17 protein-coding genes are annotated in these 21,136 nt (G+C 52.6%); 12 read left to right on the top strand and 5 right to left on the bottom strand.

Annotated features, from left to right (window positions below):
• Nucleotides 1-4: 4 nt before the first annotated feature.
• Nucleotides 5-1,921 carry a S9 family peptidase gene (locus ACYVAM_RS16340; protein ID WP_461068826.1) on the bottom strand — a complete coding sequence of 639 codons (1,917 nt, stop codon included), beginning with the start codon at nt 1,919-1,921 and terminating at the stop codon, nt 5-7.
• 277 nt (nt 1,922-2,198) lie between these two features.
• Here ACYVAM_RS16340 and ACYVAM_RS16335 point away from each other — a divergent pair, with 277 nt between their 5' ends.
• On the top strand, nt 2,199-2,984 hold the full coding sequence (locus tag ACYVAM_RS16335) for a DUF2490 domain-containing protein (protein ID WP_461068824.1): 786 nt from the start codon (nt 2,199-2,201) through the stop codon (nt 2,982-2,984).
• Here the strand turns inward: ACYVAM_RS16335 and ACYVAM_RS16330 are convergent.
• Nucleotides 2,981-4,249: a sensor histidine kinase gene (locus ACYVAM_RS16330; RefSeq protein ID WP_461068823.1), complete on the bottom strand. Its 1,269-nt coding sequence runs from the start codon at nt 4,247-4,249 to the stop codon at nt 2,981-2,983. The genes ACYVAM_RS16335 and ACYVAM_RS16330 overlap by 4 nt on opposite strands.
• Nucleotides 4,246-4,923 carry a response regulator transcription factor gene (locus ACYVAM_RS16325; protein ID WP_461068821.1) on the bottom strand — a complete coding sequence of 226 codons (678 nt, stop codon included), beginning with the start codon at nt 4,921-4,923 and terminating at the stop codon, nt 4,246-4,248. Before ACYVAM_RS16325 ends, ACYVAM_RS16330 begins: the two co-directional genes overlap by 4 nt.
• A 236-nt stretch (nt 4,924-5,159) precedes the next feature.
• Here ACYVAM_RS16325 and ACYVAM_RS16320 point away from each other — a divergent pair, with 236 nt between their 5' ends.
• From ACYVAM_RS16320 to ACYVAM_RS16305, 4 genes are all read left to right on the top strand, one after another.
• Entirely contained in the window at nt 5,160-6,596 is a 1,437-nt protein-coding gene (locus ACYVAM_RS16320) for a TolC family protein (RefSeq protein WP_461068819.1), read from the top strand.
• A gap of 146 nt (nt 6,597-6,742) precedes the next feature.
• Complete coding sequence (locus ACYVAM_RS16315) at nt 6,743-9,970, top strand: efflux RND transporter permease subunit (RefSeq protein ID WP_461068817.1); 3,228 nt, start codon at nt 6,743-6,745, stop codon at nt 9,968-9,970.
• A 247-nt stretch (nt 9,971-10,217) separates the two neighbouring features.
• Entirely contained in the window at nt 10,218-11,360 is a 1,143-nt protein-coding gene (locus ACYVAM_RS16310) for an efflux RND transporter periplasmic adaptor subunit (RefSeq protein WP_461068815.1), read from the top strand.
• Between the two features lie 151 nt (nt 11,361-11,511).
• On the top strand, nt 11,512-11,997 hold the full coding sequence (locus tag ACYVAM_RS16305; protein ID WP_461068813.1) for an ankyrin repeat domain-containing protein: 486 nt from the start codon (nt 11,512-11,514) through the stop codon (nt 11,995-11,997).
• Between the two features lie 168 nt (nt 11,998-12,165).
• Here ACYVAM_RS16305 and ACYVAM_RS16300 read toward each other — a convergent pair whose 3' ends face one another.
• A complete protein-coding gene (locus tag ACYVAM_RS16300; RefSeq protein ID WP_461068811.1) occupies nt 12,166-12,882 on the bottom strand; it encodes an SDR family oxidoreductase in 717 nt (238 codons plus the stop codon).
• Nucleotides 12,883-13,120: 238 nt separating this feature from the next.
• On the opposite strand from ACYVAM_RS16300, the gene ACYVAM_RS16295 reads away from it, so the two are divergent.
• On the top strand, nt 13,121-14,509 hold the full coding sequence (locus ACYVAM_RS16295; protein ID WP_461068809.1) for a glycoside hydrolase family 88/105 protein: 1,389 nt from the start codon (nt 13,121-13,123) through the stop codon (nt 14,507-14,509).
• Between the two features lie 208 nt (nt 14,510-14,717).
• On the opposite strand, the gene ACYVAM_RS16290 is transcribed toward ACYVAM_RS16295, so the two are convergent.
• Nucleotides 14,718-15,158, bottom strand: a complete 441-nt coding sequence (locus ACYVAM_RS16290) for a nuclear transport factor 2 family protein (RefSeq protein ID WP_461069627.1) — start codon at nt 15,156-15,158, stop codon at nt 14,718-14,720.
• A gap of 235 nt (nt 15,159-15,393) precedes the next feature.
• Between ACYVAM_RS16290 and ACYVAM_RS16285 the strand changes: the two genes are divergently transcribed.
• From ACYVAM_RS16285 to ACYVAM_RS16260, 6 genes are all read left to right on the top strand, one after another.
• A complete protein-coding gene (locus ACYVAM_RS16285) occupies nt 15,394-17,322 on the top strand; it encodes a tetratricopeptide repeat-containing sensor histidine kinase (protein WP_461068807.1) in 1,929 nt (642 codons plus the stop codon).
• A 114-nt stretch (nt 17,323-17,436) separates the two neighbouring features.
• Nucleotides 17,437-17,913, top strand: coding sequence for a DUF6252 domain-containing protein (locus tag ACYVAM_RS16280; protein WP_461068805.1), 477 nt, complete (start codon nt 17,437-17,439; stop codon nt 17,911-17,913).
• Nucleotides 17,914-17,916: 3 nt separating this feature from the next.
• Nucleotides 17,917-18,558, top strand: a complete 642-nt coding sequence (locus tag ACYVAM_RS16275; RefSeq protein ID WP_461068804.1) for a response regulator — start codon at nt 17,917-17,919, stop codon at nt 18,556-18,558.
• A 100-nt stretch (nt 18,559-18,658) separates the two neighbouring features.
• A complete protein-coding gene (locus ACYVAM_RS16270; RefSeq protein WP_461068802.1) occupies nt 18,659-19,351 on the top strand; it encodes a hypothetical protein in 693 nt (230 codons plus the stop codon).
• A 69-nt stretch (nt 19,352-19,420) separates the two neighbouring features.
• On the top strand, nt 19,421-20,179 hold the full coding sequence (locus tag ACYVAM_RS16265) for a hypothetical protein (protein WP_461068799.1): 759 nt from the start codon (nt 19,421-19,423) through the stop codon (nt 20,177-20,179).
• 62 nt (nt 20,180-20,241) lie between these two features.
• Entirely contained in the window at nt 20,242-21,135 is an 894-nt protein-coding gene (locus ACYVAM_RS16260; protein WP_461068797.1) for a helix-turn-helix transcriptional regulator, read from the top strand.
• Nucleotide 21,136 lies beyond the last annotated feature (1 nt).

The raw sequence follows: 21,136 nt of genomic DNA, 5'->3' as shown, positions 1-21,136 counted from the left end.
CCAGCTACCTCAACACATTTGGGCTCTTCAGGTATTTATCCAGGAATTCTTTCACCGCTTTATAGGCGGTGATTTCGTTTTCTTTCTTCACGAACCCGTGCCCTTCGTCCGGGAAGGTAACATACTCGACGGGGACGCCGTTTTTCTTCACGTTAGCCACAATCTCGTCCGATTCAATTTTCAGTACGCGCGGGTCATTGGCTCCCTGAATGACCAATAGTGGTTTTTTGATGCGTTGGGTATGAAACAACGGCGACTTGTTGTATAAGGCAACCGAATCTGTCTTGGGATGGCCAATTTCCTTGAACATGGCATCGCGCTGGGGTCCCCACCATTCGGGCATACTATTTAGGGTACGAAGCCAGTTTGCCACCCCGAAAATATCGACACCAACGGCAAAATCGTCGGGCGTAAAAGTCAGGCCAGCCAGCGTCATGTAACCGCCGTAGGAACCGCCCATGATACCGATTCGGGCAGGATCTACATACCCGGTAGCAGCCAGCAGTTTCTTCGATTCAACACAGTCTTTCAGGTCGGCATCGCCATGTTTGCGGTCGTCGGCCGCATAAAACGTTTTGCCATAGCCCGAGCTACCCCGGTTGTTGACGGCCAGCACCACATAACCGCTGTTGACCAGATATTGAACCAAAGGCGAGTACGTCAGGCGTGTCTGACCACCCGGCCCACCATGAATCGAGAGAATGGCCGGAAGCTTGTCGCCAGCGGTGGCATCTTTGGGTTTATACAACAAGGCAGGTACCTCCATCCCATCGAATGACTTATAACGCACCACTTCACCAGCGACCAGGTCGCTGGCATCGATTTCAGGATTCAGGCCACGCACCAGGGGTGTAACTTTCCCGGATTTGAAGTCGTACGAATAAAGCGTTGAGGGCGAATTAGAACTGTTCACATAGAACGTCATCCGACCTTCGCTGTCGGTAATGTTCACACCAGTAACATCGCCACCGGGCAAGGCAGGTAATTTTATGGCCTGATTGGTACGCGTATCAATAATTTTGAGCTCAGTACGGGCGTCGTTGTTTACCGATAGCACGCGGTAACGACCATGATACGACAGGTAGTCTGAGGAAATATCCCAATTTGCTTTGTCGAGAACGGTGCTTTGCCCGCTGGCCAGGTCATACGCTTTTACATACGCAAATTCATTGCCTTCGTCTGTTGAAATCAGGAGTTTTTTTCCGTCGGGCGTGAAGCCTTCCGGGCTATTGTTTACCTCGCCTTCGTGTTTGGTGAGCAGGTTGGTTTCTTTGGTTTTTGTGTCATATAGAAACACATCGCCGTTGGTCGTCGTAATGGTTTTGGCCAGCGCGATGTAGCGTTTATCGGGCGATACATCGCCGGGGAAAAAGCCACCCGGATTCTCAAAAATCAAGGTTGGCTTCAAAGTTGCCAGGTCCATTTCATACACATCGAAAGCCGCCCGGTTGCGCTGGTTCGACTGATAGAAGAAACTCTTACGATCGTGGCTTAATCCGGCAAACTGGAATTTAGCTTTTTCGGCGGGGGTCAGATCAGCTACGGCCCCGTCTTTTTCCCGCAAATAAATGTGATTCAGCTCATTCCCGCCTTGATCGCTGCTGTACAATATCCGGCCGTCGGGCAGATAGCCGATGGCAAAAATGGCGTTCGTTTTTGACGCGGTCAACTGTTTGGGCTGACCAGTTCCATTAAATGGGATTTCATAGAGATTAAACACACCATCCTGATTGCTGCTGTAGAGCACCGTCTGCTCATCGGGCGAAATATCGGATCCACCAAAGCGAATAGTCTTCATGAACTGCTCGATGGTGTATTTCCGGACAGCAGTCGGCCTGGGCGCAGGTCCGGCCTGCGTCATACCTGCCAGCCCATTCAGGCTGAGGAGCAAAAGAGTTCGTGAGAGAAGTTGGCTGTTCATAGGGAAACCAATAGGTGGAGAAATGAATGATATACCGAAGTCAACAGGAAGCAAGTGGAGCAAAGTTGCTCATTAATTTTCGCCTTACGCGCTGCTTACCAGATTTTTAGCCCATGATTTGAGTGAAAGGTAGTTCTGCTTACTGCGGTGAACACAACCCCATCCAGTACACATCGGCCCTACCAATAGATTATCAAATTATTAAGGATTGACCCCCTAGTTTCACATAAGCGTAATGATGAGTAATTTTACCCCTATTTATTATACGTAACCCGTTGTGATCCCCGTTCGATTTCGTTTTGCCTTTCTGACTATACTTTTATCAAGTACCGTCAGCCGTAGTCTTGCTCAAACATCGCTCACTCCCTCATCGCCTTGGGGAACCTGGTTGATTGCCACCGTCCAGTTGCCTGCTGGCGAGAAAAAATGGGGCGGTTTCGCCGAAGTACAGGGCCGCGCCAATGGGGTGTTCAACCAATTCTTTTACAATGAATTGAAAGGGGGAGTCAGTTACGACCTTGACAAAAACTTCACCCTGACCGTGGCCGGTGGGCGTTATGCGACGTATGATTATCAGGCGCTGTCCGACGGACCACTGAACACCGAAAAACGACTTTGGGAACAGCTCATCATTAACCAGTACCTAACCCGGCTGAAGTTTGAACATCGCTACCGGGTTGAGCAGCGCTGGTTCACCTTTCGGGATGGAACAACGCCCTACCGAAGTCGGATTCGCTACCGGCTCAACATGTTTGTGCCGCTCAATAACCACACGGTCACGGCGAAAACGGCCTTCCTGTCAGCCTACGATGAGATTTTCCTCAACCCGGTCGGGCCCACATTCGAGCGGAACCGACTGTATGCGGGCGTCGGCTATCAGTTCGACCAGCAGTGGATTTTGCAGTTGGGCTGGGTAAACCAGACCAATTACAACGCAGCTAATTTCGATCAGGGCATTTTTACTCCTCAGTTGGCGACAGGAAAAAACAATCTGGTCGTTGGCCTTACGTACCGATTAAAACGCCGAAATTCATCGGAAAAGCTCCCAACGCAACCCGACTAAAGTGGCAACCGGGTCAGGCAAAACTGGTGAATACCCTCCGTTTCCTGATACTCAATTTTAAGGCCATAACTATCGCCGATCTGCCGGATAATGGACAAGCCCAGTCCCACCGAATCGGGTCCGGTACTTTCTTTCTTGAACCGTTCGAACAGCCGCTCCGGCGATGACGTCAACTGCCCGCCCGTATTGCTCAGACACAACTGATCAGCAGTCGATACCAACTCGATCCGGCCATTGATCTGATTGTGTTTGATGGCGTTATTGACCAGATTCGTCACCAGAATATCGGCCAGGGCGGGTGGCAACAACACCTCGAACGGCTTCACTGCTTTCATAGTCACCGACAACTCTTTGAACGATAGCACCTCCTCCATATCCGTTAATTTTTCGGTCAGCAGGTCAGCCAGATCAATCGTTTGACTATCATTGAATTGCCGATTTTCAATTTTAGCCAGCAGCAACAAACCCTGATTCAGGCGCGATATACGCCGGGAAGCCTGATAGATACTCTCGATCCAGTGCGTTTGCGTTTCGGTAAGCTGTTCGCTCTGAATGAGTTGCTCCACCTTGGCATTGATGAGCGCCAGGGGCGTTTGCATCTCGTGGGATGCATTCTCGGTAAATTCTTTCAGGCTCCGGTAGTCCTGCTGCATCTTGTCGGCCATTTTCTGCAACACGTCGTTCAACTCCCGAAACTCGGTTATCTGGGGTTTGTCCAGTGCGAGCGACGTGCCACTGCTTAAATCGAAGCCCTTGATCCGGGCCAACGTATCGTAGAAAGGATGCCAGAGCCGCCCCGACAGTTTGCCCTGGAACCAGAACGTACCGACCAGCAACAGGCCCAGAAAAAGCATCATCGCCACGGTCATGACTTCAATGAGCCGGTAGGTCTGGATGAGGGATTTTCGAATCTCGACCCGATGCACAATGCCCTGAATAGGCTGGTAAAATGTTAGTTGGCGAAAGGGAATGAGCTCATGATCGTACCGATTCAGAATGAGCGTATCCGAAAAGTCTTCCCCATGGGTAGCCTTCCCCGTTACGGGTGTCACTTCGATCTTATTTTCAACGAAATAAGGAATGTTCGACCAGGCATTGTGCGCACGAACGTAGGTCTCGAAGTCCCGTTTCTCGACCCGCAGCCGATTCTCGACTTCATCGTAAATAACCAGCCGGATGATCTGGTAAAACGCAACCGCCGTCAGCAGATAGATGACCAGCGAAAACGCCAGGTAAATTCGATTGGTTTTAGTGAGAAGTTTCACGATTGGCCGAATTTATAACCGATGCCGTAAATGGATTGTACGTAGTCGGCAGCCCCTTTTTCCAGTAATTTGCGACGCAGGTTTTTAATGTGTGAATATACCATATCGAACGAATCGGCGGAGTCGATGTTGTCGCCCCAGAGGTGTTCGGCAATCGACGCTTTGGTCAGGGCGACATCCACATTCGATAGGAAATAAAGCAATAAATCATACTCTTTCCGCGACAGCGGAGTAGCCTGTCCCGTCACGAAAACATTCCGGGTGTGGGGCACTACAACGATCTCCCGGAATCGAATTTCAGTATGCCCGCCAAATTGCCGTCGACGCATCAACGACTTAACCCGGGCGTTGAGCTCCGACAAGTGAAACGGCTTAGTCAGGTAATCATCCGACCCAATTTCCAACCCTTTCAGTTTGTCTTCCAGAGCATTACGGGCCGATATAATGATGACCCCCGTAGTCGCGATCAGTCGTTTAAGCGTCTCGATTATCTGAAATCCATTGCCATCGGGCAAGGTCAGATCGACGATAACACAGTCGTAGGTGTATAAGTGTATCTTCTCTTCTGCCTCCTGAAACGTAGCGGCCATTTCGCAGATGTAGCCATCCTTCACCATGTACTCGGTAATGCTTTCGGCCAGCCCCTGTTCATCTTCAACAACCAATACTTTCATGACGTCACCCAAGCTAGTAAACCCCTAAAGTAGTCGTCAATGTTGGAAATATTTGGGAGATGGCTGGGTCAACTCATCTGGCATTCGTTGCTGCTTTTTACATAACCAGATCATTTTGTTTAAAAAACTGGGCGAATCAGTTGTTAAACGCCCGTTTTCCCAAATGTTTCCAACATTGACACCTTGTTTTGCAGACACCTTGTCGTAAGTCAGCTTCGTTCGACTGGGTGTTGTCAATGAAAAAGACACATACTCGTTATTCGTCAAAAGGGTTCCCGGCCCGTCTGTCCCATTCTAAAAAAGCGGGCCGTTTACTCCTGCTTGGCATGGGCCTGTTCGCCTTTCAGGCACACGGCCAGACGATGACGCTCAATCAGATCGTTGACCAGAGCGTTCGGCAGTATCCGTTCCTGAAAGCCAAACAAGCCGAAGTCAGTAGTGCGGAACGACGCACAAAAGCCAGCCGGATTGAGCTATTACCCTCGCTCATCGTCCAGGACCAGTACACCTACTCGACCAGCAACAGCCTGAACGGCTCATTTTTCCCCAACGAAGGCACCGCCATCTCGACCTCGGGTGGTGTCCGGCCAACGACGATCTCACAGGCTAGTTTTGGTAGCTTTACCAGTGCCGTGATCGAGTGGCGAGCCATCAACTTCGGACGGATCAAAGCCAATATAGCCGTTGCGGAAGCGGATCTGCAACGGAGTCGGGTCGATTACGAAAATGAGATTTTCCAGCATCAGGTCCGCACGATCGACGCCTATTTACTCCTGCTTATCAACCAGAAGCTGGTTCAGATTCAACGCAGTAACCTGGATCGGGCCCAAACGTTCAAACGGGTCGTCGATGCGGGCGTCCGGTCGGGAATGCGGGCTGGCGTCGATAGTTCGCTGGCTACGGCGGAGGCCGTTCGGGCCCGGCTGCTCCTGTTAGGCAGCCAGCAACAGGAGCAGGTTCAGCGGCTGCGGCTTTCCGAACTTGCCGGGCAATTGCAAGCCAGCATGCAGGTCGATAGCATGCTTTTTTACACAAATCTGCCCAACGGAAACTTCCTGTCGGATTCCATCTCGCCCAAAAACCCGACGCTGCGCCTGTTTCAGTCCCAGATCAACTTATCGGCGGCCCGGAGTCTGGCCACCCAACGCTCCGGGATGCCAACGATCTCATTTGTGGGCGTCGGGAACGCCCGGGGATCAGGCTTTTCGAACCAGGGCGACCTCTTTCTGGCCAATCAAACAAACGGCCTGGGCTATCAGGTCGGGAATTACCTGGTTGGGATTGTGGCCCGCTGGAATCTGACCAATATCCTGCGGGTTCGGCAGGACTACCACGCCGATCAGTTTCTGGTCGAACGGTCGCGGCAGTTGTTCAATACCCAGCGCCTGCAAATCACCCGACAATACCAGGAAGCCGAAACACAATATCAGGTAGCGCTGGAACAGGCTCGTCAGGCCCCGGTTCAGCTTCAGGCTGCCAAACAGGCGTATAATCAGGCCAACTCGCGTTACCAGAGCGGTTTGACCGATTTGCCGACATTGCTCCAGAGTGTCGTAACCCTCAATCGTGCTGAAGTCGATGGCTATGTAGCCACCAGTAATGTGTGGCGGTATCTTTTGCTGAAGGCGGCCGCCGAGGGCGATCTGTCCCTATTTATGAATCAGGTTAAGTAAGGTTTATGATTTGTAGTTTGTGGTTTGTCGTTGGCTGACCGCACCGGCGGACCGGCGTCAGCATCGCCTGCGTCAGCCAACGACAAACCACTAATTACAAACCACAAACTATAAACCGGATACCGAATACCGTAAACTAGTTAATCATGTACAACATCATTCGTTCCGCGCTGAGAAAACCGATTTCGGTGGTTGTGGCGGTCATGGGTCTCCTGTTCTTCTCGGTGATGTCGCTCTTCACCATTCCGGTGGATATTTTCCCGAGCCTCGATCTGCCCACCATCTACGTCGTGCAACCGTATGGAGGGATGGCGCCCGATCAAATGGATGGGTTCATCGCGACCCGCTATCAGGATCACTTTCTGTATGTATCGGGCATTCGGGACATCGACGTTAAAACGATTCAGGGCTTATCGCTGATCAAACTCTCATTCTACCCCGGCACGGATATGGCCCAGGCTGCGGCCGAGGTGGCCAACAACGTTTCGCGAGCCAAAGCCTACATGCCAGAGGGAACCGTGCCGCCCCAGGTGGTTCGGTTCGATGCCAGTTCGGTACCGGTAGGGCAGCTGGTGTTCGAAAGTCCGAGTCGTTCCCTGAATGAAATTCAGGACTATGCGTCATCGCGGGTGCGGCCGATGTTCTCCCGAATTCCGGGCGTATCCAGCCCCCCACCCTTCGGCGGTAACCAGCGAACGGTCATTATCAAAGTAAATCCGCAATTGGTTCGCAGCTACCAGCTTACGCCGGAGGAGGTTATCAAATCCATTGTCATCAACAACCAGCCTTCACCCGCCGGAAATATCCGCATTGGCGAAAAGGCGCTTATGACGCCCGTCAACTCGCTGGTGAAGCGGCCCGAAGATTTCCTGAACATTCCCATTCGGGTGGGTTCCGGACCGACGGTGTTCGTTCGGGACATTGGTACGGTTGAAGATGGTGCCGACGTGACGGTGGGTTATGCGCTGGTAAACGGCCGCCGGGCGGTCTATATTCCGGTGGTTAAAAAGTCGGATGCATCGACGCTGGATGTGGTTAGCAACATTCGGAAAGCCATGCCCGACCTTCGGGCTGCCGTACCGGAAGATGTCAAGATTTCCTACGAATTCGACCAGTCGGTTTACGTCACCAACGCCCTCAAAAGCCTCGTTACGGAAGGCATTTTAGGTGCCGTCCTGACGGGTTTAATGGTGCTGCTGTTTCTGCGCGACTGGCGCAGTGTCATCATTGTTGTGGTCACGATCCCGATTTCGATTCTATCGGCCGTAATCATGCTGAACCTGTGCGGACAAACGATCAACATCATGACCTTGTCGGGTTTGGCGCTGGCCATCGGGATTCTGGTCGACCAGGCCACCGTAACGATCGAGAACATTCACCAGCATCTGGAGACGGGCAAGCCCAAAGCGGTTGCCATCTGGGATGCCTGTAAGGAAATCGTTTTTCCCGAGTTCCTTATCCTGCTGGCCATTCTGGCCGTATTTGCCCCGGCTTTCGTGATGAGTGGCGTACCACGCTCCATGTTCCTGCCCCTGTCGCTATCCGTTGGATTCGCCATGATTGCGTCCTTCTTACTTTCGCAAACGTTCGTACCCGTGCTGGCAAACTGGCTGCTCAAAAGCCATCCCCCGCACGAAGCGCCCACGCTGGCCCTCGATGCGCAGGAGCGCCACGCCATCCTGGAGGAGGGCGCGCATCCGGTGGCCAAGGCGACTGGCTTCGAGAAGTTTAAGCAACGGTATTCATCGGTACTCGAAAAGGTCCTGAACCGCAGGAAGCTGGTCGTGGGCGGCTATCTCGCGGGCAGTCTGGCCATTATCGTTATCTGTTTCATGGTTATTGGCACCGATATTCTGCCCCACGGCAATAGTCACCAGTTTCAGATGCGGCTGCGAATTCCCGATGGTACACGAGTGGAACGAACCGAAACAGCCACGTTAAAAGTGCTCGACATCATCAAGCAAGCCGTTGGTGCGGACAACGTCGAGATCTCCTCCGCCTACGTGGGAACAGTTCCGTCCAGCTATGGTACATCCAACATTTTCGTGTTCAACAGTGGTCCGCACGAAGCTGTTTTGCAGGTTTCGTTGAAAGAGGAACACCCCGTGAACATGGACAACCTGAAAGAAGACCTTCGGGCCCGCATTGCAAAGGCGTTACCAGCGGCTAACATTTCCTTCGAACCCATCGAGCTGACGGAGAAGATCATGAGCCAGGGCGCATCAACGCCCATCGAAGTGACAGTAGCGGCCAAAGACCTGAGTGAAGCCGGCCGGTTTGCCAACAAGATTCGGGAGCGGATGACGAAGATCGACTTTTTGCGCGACGTTCAGATTGCTCAACCCTTGGCCTACCCCATCCTGAAAGTGACGATGAACCGCGAGCGGGCGGGCCAGTTGGGCGTTACCTCGACGCAGGTGGCCCGATCGATGGTGGCAGCCACCTCGTCCAGTCGGTTTACGGATAAAAACCTGTGGCTCGATGAATCGAAAGGACTGGCGTATCAGGTGCAGGTTCAGATTCCCGAGTATCAGATGAGCAGCGCCAGCGACATTGGCAATATCCCGCTGAAAAGCGGTGAAATGCATCCGCTTCTATCCGATGTGGCTACGTTTTCGGAAGGAACCGCGCCGGGCGAATATGACCGCGCAGGGCCAAACCGGCTCGTCACGATCACGGCCAATTTGCAAAATAAAGATCTGGGTACGGCACAAAAAGCCGTTCAGCAGGCCATCAAAGAAGCGGGCGAACCGCCCCGTGGCGTTCTGGTCGAATTGGGTGGGCAAACCAGCCTCCTGACTGATACCCTGAGCAGTCTGCAAACGGGTTTGCTGGTTGCCATTGTGATTATTTTCTTGCTACTGGCCGCTAACTACCAGTCCTTTAAGCTGTCGCTGGTGATTCTGGCGGCCATCCCGGCGGTGGTAGCCGGAGCCCTGCTTATGTTGCTGGCCTGTGGCGCTACACTCAATCTGCAATCGTATATGGGTCTGATCATGTCGGTGGGTGTATCGGTAGCCAACGCCATCCTAATGGTCACCAATGCCGAGAACCTACGTCTGGAAATTGGCGACACGCGCAAAGCCGTCGTGCTGGCGGCTAATAGCCGGATTCGTCCGATTCTGATGACCAGTATTGCCATGATTGCCGGTATGGTGCCGATGGCATCGGGCCTTGGCGAAGGGGGCGATCAGATTGCTCCGCTTGGTCAGGCCGTTATTGGCGGCTTGATTGCCTCGACGCTGGCCGCGCTGCTGATTTTGCCCTGTGTATTCACTCAATTCCAGACCAAAGCGACCACCCAATCGGTGTCGCTGGACCCGGAAGATCCAGAGAGCAAATTCTACCACCACGAGCTGAGCCCTGGCGTATAGCCCGTCAACCAGTATGGAACAAAATGAGTCAAGTGCGCCTGTCAACGTAAGTGCCGTAGGCACGAAATGTTGGTAGCAACAGGCGATTCTGAGTCAACAGGCGTGCCGTAGGTACGCAACCACCTCTAAAAGTCGCGTACCTACGGCACGCCTGCAGGGCCCTTTAGAGACGAATGCTATAAACATCCAGTCGCTACGCGACCAGGCGAGTCCCGAGTTTGTCATCACTAAATAACGCATGAATTACATGAAACTGCTCTTATATCTGATCGGAACAACCTCTCTTGCGGCTGGCTTTGCGGCCTGTTCGTCGGCCAGCAGCGACAACAAGACGGCTGCCCCAAAAGAACCTGAGATACAGCGGGTTGAAGTAACGACGGTACAAGCCCTGCAACCCAGCAACCGGGTTACGCTGCCGGGTGAACTGAAACCCTGGAACCGGGTGAACATGTACGCCAAAGTGAAAGGTTTTGTGCGCGAAATCGCCGTCGACCGGGGAACAACGGTGCATAAAGGACAAGTATTGGCCCGGCTCGACGCCCCCGAAGTCATTTCAGAACTTAGTCAGGCACAGGCGCAGGTTCAGGCGCAGGAGGCTACGCTGGTGGAACAAACGACGCGCGCCCGCGCCAGCCGACTAACCTACAATCGGTTGGTGCAGACGGCCAAAATGGAGGGTGCCGTATCGGCCAATGAATTGGATCAGGCGCTGGCCAAAATGCAGGCCGATAGTGCTATGGTGGCCGTGGCGAAGGGAACGGTGCAGGCCGCCCGCTCCAACTACCAGGCCAAAACGGAACTTCGGCAATACCTGACCATCACCGCTCCTTTCGATGGCATGGTCATTGAACGGAACATCAGCCCCGGCGCGCTGGTCGGTGCGGGTGACAGTGGCAAACCCCTGTTCGTGCTGGAAGACAGTCGCACCCTACGCCTGACGGTTGCCATTCCCGAAACGTTTGCCAACCAGCTACAAAACAAGAGTGCCGTTTCATTCACCGTAAACGCCATGCCCGACCGGCATTTCAACGCTAAGCTGGCCCGTTCGGCCGAAAGTCTGGTGGAAGCGAACCGGGCTATGATGGCCGAGTTCGATGTGGCCAACGCATCGCACGAACTTAAATCGGGCATGTATGCCGAGGTGATGATGCCCGTCACGAGATCGGGCAAAACCATGTTTGTTCCAACTACCTCGGTGGTGAGTTCGAGCGAGAAAATGTTCGTTATCAAAGTGAACGACAACCGGGCCCAATGGGTATCGGTTCAGAAAGGCAACGTCGTCGATAGTCTGGTCGAGGTGTTCGGCGATCTACCCGCCGGAACAACCATTGTGAAGAAAGCCTCCGAAGAAATTCGGGACGGACAGGCAATTCAGGCAACCAGACAATAAATGGACTCGTGCGGCAGCAATGGGTGGGTATCGTTTCCTGAGGTTGATGGGCTGTAAATAGGGAGCACCTATTTTTTAAAACAAACAATCCGTGTTCCTTTGTTTACTTATCTGGTACCGTCAATTTCGACGTACTCAATTGCACTTGTCTATGTCTTTTTACTCATATCGCCCCGAAGACCTGCTCTTTGATGCTGCCCGTAAGGGGGATACGGCTTACATCAAGAAATTAATTGACGAACAGGTCAATGTAAACATACAGGATGGCAAAGGTTTCACGCCTTTAATCATAGCGGCCTACGATGGGCACATAGACGCCACCAAAACATTGTTAGGCGCGAATGCCGATGTCAATGCACAGGATCTGAGTGGCAACACGGCCCTGATGGGCGTTTGTTTTAAAGGCTATCCCGAAATTGCCCAACTGCTGATTGAACAGGGGGCCGACCTAAATATCCAAAACGGTAATGGTGGTACAGCCCTGATGTTTGCCACCTTATTTGGCCGCAACGCGCTGGTAAAACTGATGCTGGATGCGGGTGCCAACAAATACATTCAGGATAAGCGCGGCCTGACCGCCCTGGATCTAGCCGTTCAGCAAGGCAACGAAGAAGCCTGGCTGCTGCTAAAAGATTGAGTAATGGCGCAAGGCTCAAGCCTTGTGTCTATTATTGACCGGCCTCTGACCGGCCTCTGACCGGATTGGACGAATTATAGTTCGTGCAATTACCGGCCGGAGGCCGGCTAATAGTAGGCACAAGGCTCGAGCCTTGCGCCATCCTAAACCTTGCGCCATCTTCACAACCTATTTTCCACCCGGCCGTGTCGGGCGAACTTCGATCTTGCTGGGGAGCGTGCGGGCAGGCATGTGAATCAGATCGGCGACGATCTGTCCGATGTCTTCCGGCTGTATTTTCCAGGCGTCTTTCTGGTTTGGCTCGTGGTCGTTGAAATAGGTAGCAACCGAGCCGGGCATGATTGTCGTTACTTTAATGCCTTCACTGCGTAAATCGAGCATAATGGCTTGGGAGAAACCCACCAGGCCAAACTTACTGGCATTATAGGCCGCTCCTTTTTCGAAGAAGTTGGTGCCTGCCAGACTTGAGATCGTGATAAAATAACCTTGCGATTCTTTCAACGCGGCCAGTGTCGTCTTCGCCGTATAGAAGACACCCGTTAAGTTAATGTCGATGGTTTCGTGCCATAGCTCGGGGGTAAGTTCCTGAATTGAGGCAAAGTGACCTACCCCCGCATTGGCAATCACATAGTCGAGACGCCCCCATTGTTGTAAAATAGTGTCGACAGCTTGTTGCTGCGATGCCAGATCACGGACGTCGGCCGCCAGACCCAGCGCGTATCCCGGCCTGATTTCATTTAGTTTGGCTGCGGCTAATTCAGCCGCTACCGATGAACGGCTGGTAATAGCCACTTTAATACCATCCCGAATAAGCACCTCGGCAACGCCGTAGCCGATACCTTTTGAGCCACCTGTAATGAGCGCGGTTTTGTTATTGTCTGCCATGAATAAATCAATAATGTAAGAACCTGACGAGGTAAGTCGTTCAGGAAAACAACCCAAGTGGCCATCTTAAAGTTTTGGGTGTTCTTCGGCAAAATTTAACCGGCACAGGTGGGTGCATGGTAGAGGATAATTTACCTGGTGTAATCTTTGCTACCTAAATCACAGTCGCCCGGCGGATTAGCTGGCTCACTGTGCTTCCTATCTCTCGATTCTGTTCCTATCGCCTACCAGTACGATCATGCCAACTTACATTTCTGTCTTTCCTTCCATCACACGCCCGTTGGGTCTGCTTCTGGCGGGACTTACGGCTGGCCTCACCCTACACGCCCAACCGGGTGCGCCCAAAGCCAATGATTCGACAACGCCCCTGCACCTGCTCCAACCCGACTATCCGGTTCCTTATGGCCAGCCTAAAATAACTGATGTAACAGGTGTTCTGAACCGGATTTACACGTATCTGGACGCCAACACGCCTACACAGCTCATTGATAAAGAAACCAAAAAAGAACTAACACCCGGTGGTCCCTTCAACCCCAATGCAATCTTCAAGCCCGGCGATTTTCGGTTGATCAGCTACGAATGGGGCGTTACGTATGCCGGGATGCTGCTCGCTACAGAAGCCACCGGCGATGGTCGGTACGCCGATTACACGAATAAACGACTTCAGTTCATCGCCGAGCAGGTTCCATACTTCCGGGCGCAGGTAACAGCCGATCCAAAGGCCAATACACCCATGCGGTCGGTGATGGCGCCCCACGCCCTCGATGATGCCGGGGCCATGTGTGCCGCCATGATCAAGGCCAGCCGCGCCGGGGGCGTCAAGGCGAACATGCGCCCCCTGATCGACAATTACATCAACTACATTCAGACAAAAGAATTTCGGCTGGCCGATGGCACGCTGGCCCGCAATCGGCCACAGCCCAATACGCTCTGGCTCGATGACCTGTTCATGAGTGTTCCGGCACTGGCGCAGATGGGGAAACTCACCGGCGATCAGACCTATTATGACGAAGCAGTAAAACAAGTGACTCAATTTTCGAAACGGATGTTCAACCAGCAGAAAGGGCTGTATATGCACGGCTGGGTGGAGGGCATGGGTGTTCACCCTGAGTTTCACTGGGCGCGGGCCAACGGCTGGGGCATTCTGACAGCGGTTGAACTACTGGATGCGTTACCCACCAATCACCCCGGCCGACCGGCGATTCTGGACTTGCTCAAAGCACATGCCAAAGGGCTGGCGGCTCAGCAATCGGGTTCCGGGTTCTGGCACCAGCTGCTTGACCGACCTGATTCCTATCTGGAAACATCGGCCACAGCCATTTACGTATATGCGTTTGCGCACGCCATTAACCAGGGCTGGCTCGATCCACTGGCCTATGCCCCGGCCACCCTGCTTGGCTGGAACGCTGTATCGACAAAAGTGACGCCGAATGGCCAGATCGAGGGCGTTTGTGTGGGTACGGGTATGGGATTCGACCCGGCGTTTTATTACTACCGGCCCATTAACGTCTATGCAGCCCACGGCTATGGTCCGGCATTGCTGGCAGGTGCCGAAGTGATTAAATTACTGAAAAATAAAACGTTTGAGATCAACGACAGCTCGCTGCAATTGACGCAGAAAAAATGATGGACAGACTCAACCGGGAATCAGGCAGGTGAGTTCAGGAGAGTCGGCCAGCCATATCGTTTTACTTTTAATAAATTTATCATAGGTTATAATCAAACAAGCCCACCAGAATCTGGTGGGCTTGTTTATGGTTTCGCCGGTTTCACAAAAAGCGAGGGCTGTGGAGGCATAGCCCTCGCTTTTGTGAAATCCCAAACGCAGGCAACGCTTATATTTTCACGGCCTGCCGAGCCAGTAGCTTCCAGTTTCCTTTCTGCTTCACCCAGACCAGCAAAACCGCCAGTTTGGCCTGACCGGGTTTGCCATCGTTGGCCGTTTCGGCCATGAGTTTATGCCGTACCATGGCGGTGTTGTCGACCACGGTAATGGTTTCGTCCGTCAAGTCAATCGTTTTGAAGTCCGACGACCCGCTGGTAAGAGCTTCGATAAAGGCTTTCTTATCTTCTATTTTTCCCGTCGAATGGCCATAACTCAAGTCATCGGAAGCCAGCGACTCGAGTTTCGCTTTGTCGGGGTCAATCATAAGCTGCCGCAATTGCTGAACAGCCTGGGCTACAGCCGCTTGCTCTTTACCCTGTGCCAGGGTCTTGGTGGTTAGCATACTGCCTAAACAAGCGACAAGCGCAAAGAGAATGGTTTTCGTGTACATCATTGATCAGGATTACTGGAGAAATACCGTTGGTAAACAGAGCTCTAAAGGCTTTCTGTCACGCTAGTAAAAGCGGAAGTGCCGGATTTTTACCGTATGTGGTGTCAACAAATAAGAACCCGCCACATATGGCTGTAATCTTACACGGGTTGACCTATACTATAAATGACCGTATGCTAAACCATTTATGATTGATTCTGAATAAATTACTAATTAGCATTAAACTCTGTGACTGATGAAAAACATCTATTTGCTTGTTTATTTCTGCTGTTTAGTAACACTAGCATGTACCGTTAGAGCACAGGTGCCGCAAACCCTCGACTCCGTAACGATCTACCTGAAGAATCATACTACGCAGGATACCAACTACGTCCGGGCGCTGAACGTCATGGGCCGGGAGCTTCACTCAACAGACAACCCCAACTACATCCGAGCCGATTCGGTCCTGCGGGTATCGGAACAGCTGGCCACAAAGCTGCAATATGGCCTGGGGCTGGCAAAAGCATACACTAATCGGGCCTCCATTTACTACCTGACGGATCGGCCGCAACAGGCGCTGGAGTATTTCCAGAAAGCCCTGACAACAGCCGAAAGCTACAAACTCAACCCCCGATTCATTTGCGGGGCCATATCCAACGTGGCTGCGGCTTTGAGCAAATTGAGGCAGTACGACAAAGTAGTGGCGATGGAACTCCGTTCCCTGCGGCTCCAGGAACAGTATAATGTGCAGCCACGGATTGCCACGACCTACGGCGGCATTGGCAACGCGCTCCGGGAGCTGAATAAACCCCATGAAGCCCTCCAGTACTATCAACAGGCGCTGCCCATTATGAAGGCTACCAAAAACATCAGTGGCCTGGCCATCATTGAAAACAACATCGGCATTTGCTACGATAACCTGAAGCAGTACGACAAATCCCTCCCCACCTACAAACAAGCCCTAAAACACGCTCAGGAAATAAAATTCGAGTTGCTTCAGGCCGACATTCTGGTCAATATTGGCCTGGTGCTGAAATTGTCGAAACGCCCCAAAGAAGGCATTCCCTTTGTGAAACGATCGCTGGCTATTGGCCAAAAACAGGAAAGCAAAAGCGCTATGGCCACGGCTTACTTTAACCTAGGGCAGATATATGAAGAGCTGAAACAATACACGCCCGCTGAAACGTACATGAAAAAAGCGCTTCAACTGGCCAGAGAACGGGACAACAAAGAGCAAATCGACAACTACACGCAAGGCCTGGCCGATCTGTATGGCGGCATGAAAAATTTCCAGCAAGCCTATGTCTTTCAACTGGAAAGAAATCAGCATACCGACTCGATAACCTCCATTCGGACCAGTGCTGAAGTGCAACGGCTGGTGGCTCACTACAAAACCGAGCAAAAAGAAGCGCAGATAAAATTGCTCCGGCAGCAGGCTCAGATTCGGGAAGAAGAACTGATCAACAAACGATTACAAACCAATGGGTTACTCATCGGCGGTGTGCTGATCCTCCTGCTGGGGGCGGCCGTATCGGCTTGGCTATTGAACCGGGCCCGCCTGCGCCGACTCGAAGAAGCCCAGGCCCTGCGGAAACAAATTGCCCACGATTTGCACGATGAAGTAGGCAGCACGCTCAGCAGCATCTCGCTGTTGAGTGGCATGGTGAATGGCCTGATCGCCCAGAACCGCCCCGAATCGGTTGGACGGGCGATCCAGAAAATCAATACCGATGCCCGCCAGATTCTGGAGGCTATGGACGAAATTATCTGGACCATCAACCCCGGCAATGATTCCCTGCACCGAATTGCCATTCGGTTGCAGGAGTATGCCCAGCCACTGATGGAGTCGAAAAATATTCGGTTCTCGCTCGTAGCCGACCCCGCGCTGGACGTCCTGCCCATTTCCATGGAAGTACGCCGAAACCTCTATCTGATTGGCAAGGAAGCCATCAACAACCTGATTAAATATTCGGAAGCCACCCGCGCTACCATGCGGTTTGAGCACCAGAAAGACCGGCTCAGCGTGGTCATTGAAGACAACGGCCGGGGCTTCGACACCGCCCAGCCGAGTAGTCGGACCGGGCAGCAGAGTATGCAGGAGCGGGCCAGAGCCATGGGTGGTATACTCGCGGTACAGTCGACACCTGGCCAGGGAACCCGCCTGCAGTTAGTCGTCTCGCAATGAGCCTCATACATTTATCCGATTTACGGGCATCAGCAGACCCGCTACTTTTGTCAGACAAGGCCCGACGGTCAAGTGACCTGCCCGGATAGCCTTCTGATGTAAAGCAGCTATCTTATGAAAACGCTCAACATTGGCTTTATGCTTGGTCTGATCGCCCTCTCGATCTCGTGCAGCAAGAAAGAAGATACCCCGGTTACACCGGCCAGTACGGGCATCATGACCGCCCAGATTGATGGCCAATCGTTCACGTCGGACCAGGCCACCTCAACGTATAATAAAGTGACCAAAGATTTAACGCTGGTAGGCTATAACAACGTCCATATGACCGGGTTTACGCTGGAAAAATTCAGTGGTCCAGGCACAATGGCACTTGTCGACATTAGCAAAACCGGCAGCACGGGCAGCTATATCGACGTAAAGACAAACACAAATTACACCATCCGGGACGGCCGAACGGGCTCCGTTACCGTAACGAAGTTTGACGGAAGTAACCTTGAAGGCACCTTTTCTATGAAGACGTATAACAGCCAGCAAAAACGCGAAGTCGTCGTTACGAATGGAACATTCAAGGTACCGGTAGAGACCCTATAGCGTATGATCCGTATTTCTATTTTTGATGATAATGACTCCCTGCGCGAAACGCTGGCGCTGGTCTTCGATGCTACCGACGACCTGATCGTTACGGGAAAATACCCCAACGCGCTCACGGCGGTCGAAGAGGTACTCTATAACCAGCCAGATGTCATTTTGATGGACATCGACATGCCCGGCCGCACCGGCATTGAAGCCGTCAAGCTCATTCGGGAGCAGACAACGCGGCCTAAAATTCTGATGCTCACCGTTTTTGAAGACGTTGACCGCATTTTTGCCGCGATCTCGGCGGGGGCCGTGGGCTATCTGCTGAAGAAAACACCCGCCGACAAAATCATTGATGCCATTCGGGAAGTGATGAGTGGTGGAGCCGCGATGACGCCCTCCATTGCGTTCAAAGTCCTGGAAGCCTTTCGCCAGCCAATCAGTTCATCGTCACGAGCCGATGCATTTATGCTGACGGATAAAGAGAAAGAGGTATTACAGCGCCTGGTGGAAGGCGATAGCTATAAACTCATCGCGCACCATTGTACCATGAGCATGGGGACGGTACGCACGCACATTGTCAATATTTACGAGAAATTGCATGTCAACTCCAAGTCAGAAGCCGTAGCGAAGGCCCTCAAAACAGGGCTGTTCAAATGACTGACTGTTGCGTTTGTACGGTTGTGTCGCCTAACCAGGCCACCCGTTTTTTTTACGTTTTCGCGTCACCATCGATTGCCCACATTTAGCCGTTCAGCCAATGAAAATGCACTTAATTCGGGTATTACTGGGGCTCACGCTGCCCTTCACGGCGCAGGCTCAACCGCCTTTTTCAGCCACACTCACCAGCCCGCACAGCACAACGATCAAGTTTAATCCCAAACAAAAGATTCCTCCGCTTAATCTAGCCTGCAAGCTAACAAGCGGAAAAGACCGCCCCTATGCCTGCGAGTTTTCGTTCGACAAACTGGAGTTTTATGGGAACGATGGCTCGCTGCTCGGAACGGTAAAACCCGTAAACGGGCAACCAAAACCGACGCTATTGCCGTTTACCAAGGCTAAAAAATCAGCTCCCGCCGGACAGTCGGGACTGATAACCTACACGGTCAAAGCGTATTTTACCCGGCGCAACAAACCGGCTTTCCCGGTTGATAAAGGGTATCAGATCCGTACCTGCAAGGTTACGTCCTGTTTGCAGTCTGATCAGATTTCAACCGCATTGTCGGCGATAACGATGCCAGCGGGCCTGAACGACAAGTCTGTTATCACCTTTGATCTGGAGTGGCTGTATGGCAAAAAAGATGGCCTGATGATCGGTCCCCGCGAGGTATATATCGAAAATGATGTAACCACGACCAAGTTCAAGTTTTCAACGGAGTTTACCATGCGCGACAAGTCAGAAGCCTGGATCGACATCAATCCCCTCATCACCGGCGAACCAGCCACGCCTTAAGGGGCTACCTGTAGCTCTTTAACCGCCTATCCGAACCTTCCTGTCCATTTCCGTTGCCCGTAAACAGCCATGCCCTCTGCTCGTTTGTTCTTGCTTCTACTAACCGTTGCGCTATCGGGCTGTCAATCCCGCTCATCAACCAATAGCCAATCGGAGCGCAGTGACCAGCCTGATTCCCTTACCACGACTGCACCCAAAAAAGGAGCTGACCAGGATCGGGCAGCAGCCGTCGCCAACGATTTTCTGATCATACCGGGCGAGCGGGTTGGCCCCATTAACCCGACGACTTCCGAAGCCGATTTACTGACATTACTGGGCCCGTCGGTCGTAACCGTGGGCGATACGATCTATGGCGCTGAAGGGGCCGAGCTTATCGGTACGACGCTGTATAAGGGCACATTCGATGAAGTACAGGTTATCTATACCGATGAAAAACGAACCAAACCCGAAACCGTGTTTATTCGACCCCAATTAGTTGACGATGAAGGACTTCCTATTAAGCATCTGTCCCCTGCCCGCTGGACAACGGCTGATGGCTTACGCATTGGCACGACGCTGAATGAGCTGCAAAGCCGAAACGGCAAACCGTTCAAACTTTGGGGATTTGCCTGGGACTACGGTGGTCAGGTGTCGGACTGGCAGGGCGGAAAACTGGCCCGGGTACCCGAAAAGACGTTCCAGTCCATCACGCTCGGGCCACCTGCCTCCCGAACGCCGGCGCAGGAGAAAGCCTACAATCAATTGATGGGTGACAGCGAATTTCTATCGACCAATAAAGCCATGAACGTACTTAAACCGACAGTAGTAAGCCTGACAGAGAATTTTTAATAAGTATACTTATTTTATTTTTTTATTGTATTTTCCGTAATTGGGTGCTTGTCTACCCACACATGGCAGCCCAGCAAACCTTAACGCGTACCCTCAAGCTAATCCGGCTGTTAAAACAACGGCCTGGCAAATCCCTTGCGCAACTGGCGCAGATCCTCGAATGTGATCCGCGCCACGCCCGGCGTTTCATGACTGCCCTGGAAGAAGCCGGATTTATCATCGACAAAGAAGGCCAGCGGCCACCCCGCTTTTATCTCTTCGAAGATGAGCGCCGACACCAGGCCGACTTCACGGAAGAAGAAGCCCAACTGTTGCAGGAGGCTCTGGCAACTATCTCCAACACCCACCCTTTACTGGCCCCGCTTCGTCAGAAAATCTATAACCACTCAACCCTGTTACCCCTCGCCAACGACCTGGTCGATCAGCACCAAAGCCAGGTGGTAACCCGGCTGGCCGAAGCTATCCGCGACCGGCGGCAGGTTTGCTTACTGCAGTACCATTCCGTCAATAGCAATTCCATTCGTGACCGGCTGGTGGAGCCCTACAGCTTCTCGGAAAATTACACCCGCCTAACCGCCTACGAACCTGAGTCCGGGACCACGAAAACCTTCAAGACGCAGCGCATCGAAGATGTTGTGCTGCTGGCATCTTCACAGACAAGCCCACCTGCCGAAGTCCTTACGGACCCTTTCGACTGGCCGGGCGAACCGAAAAAAGTCTCGCTTCGACTCACCTATCAGGCGTATCACCTATTAAGAGAAGAGCATCCACTCACCCGCCCTGATCTGGCCCATTGCCCGACTGATCAAACGTTCCAGTACGTATATAGGGGGACTGTAAATAGTTGGATTGGCCTTGGGCGGTTTGTGTTGGGGATTCCTGGACAGGTGTGCGTTGAGGAGCCCGAAGCGTTTCGGGCGTATTTGCGGGGACGGGTTGGGGAGTTTTGTTGGTGAC

The organism is Spirosoma horti (assembly GCF_054776595.1).
This window is presented reverse-complemented; position numbering and strand designations above follow the sequence as displayed.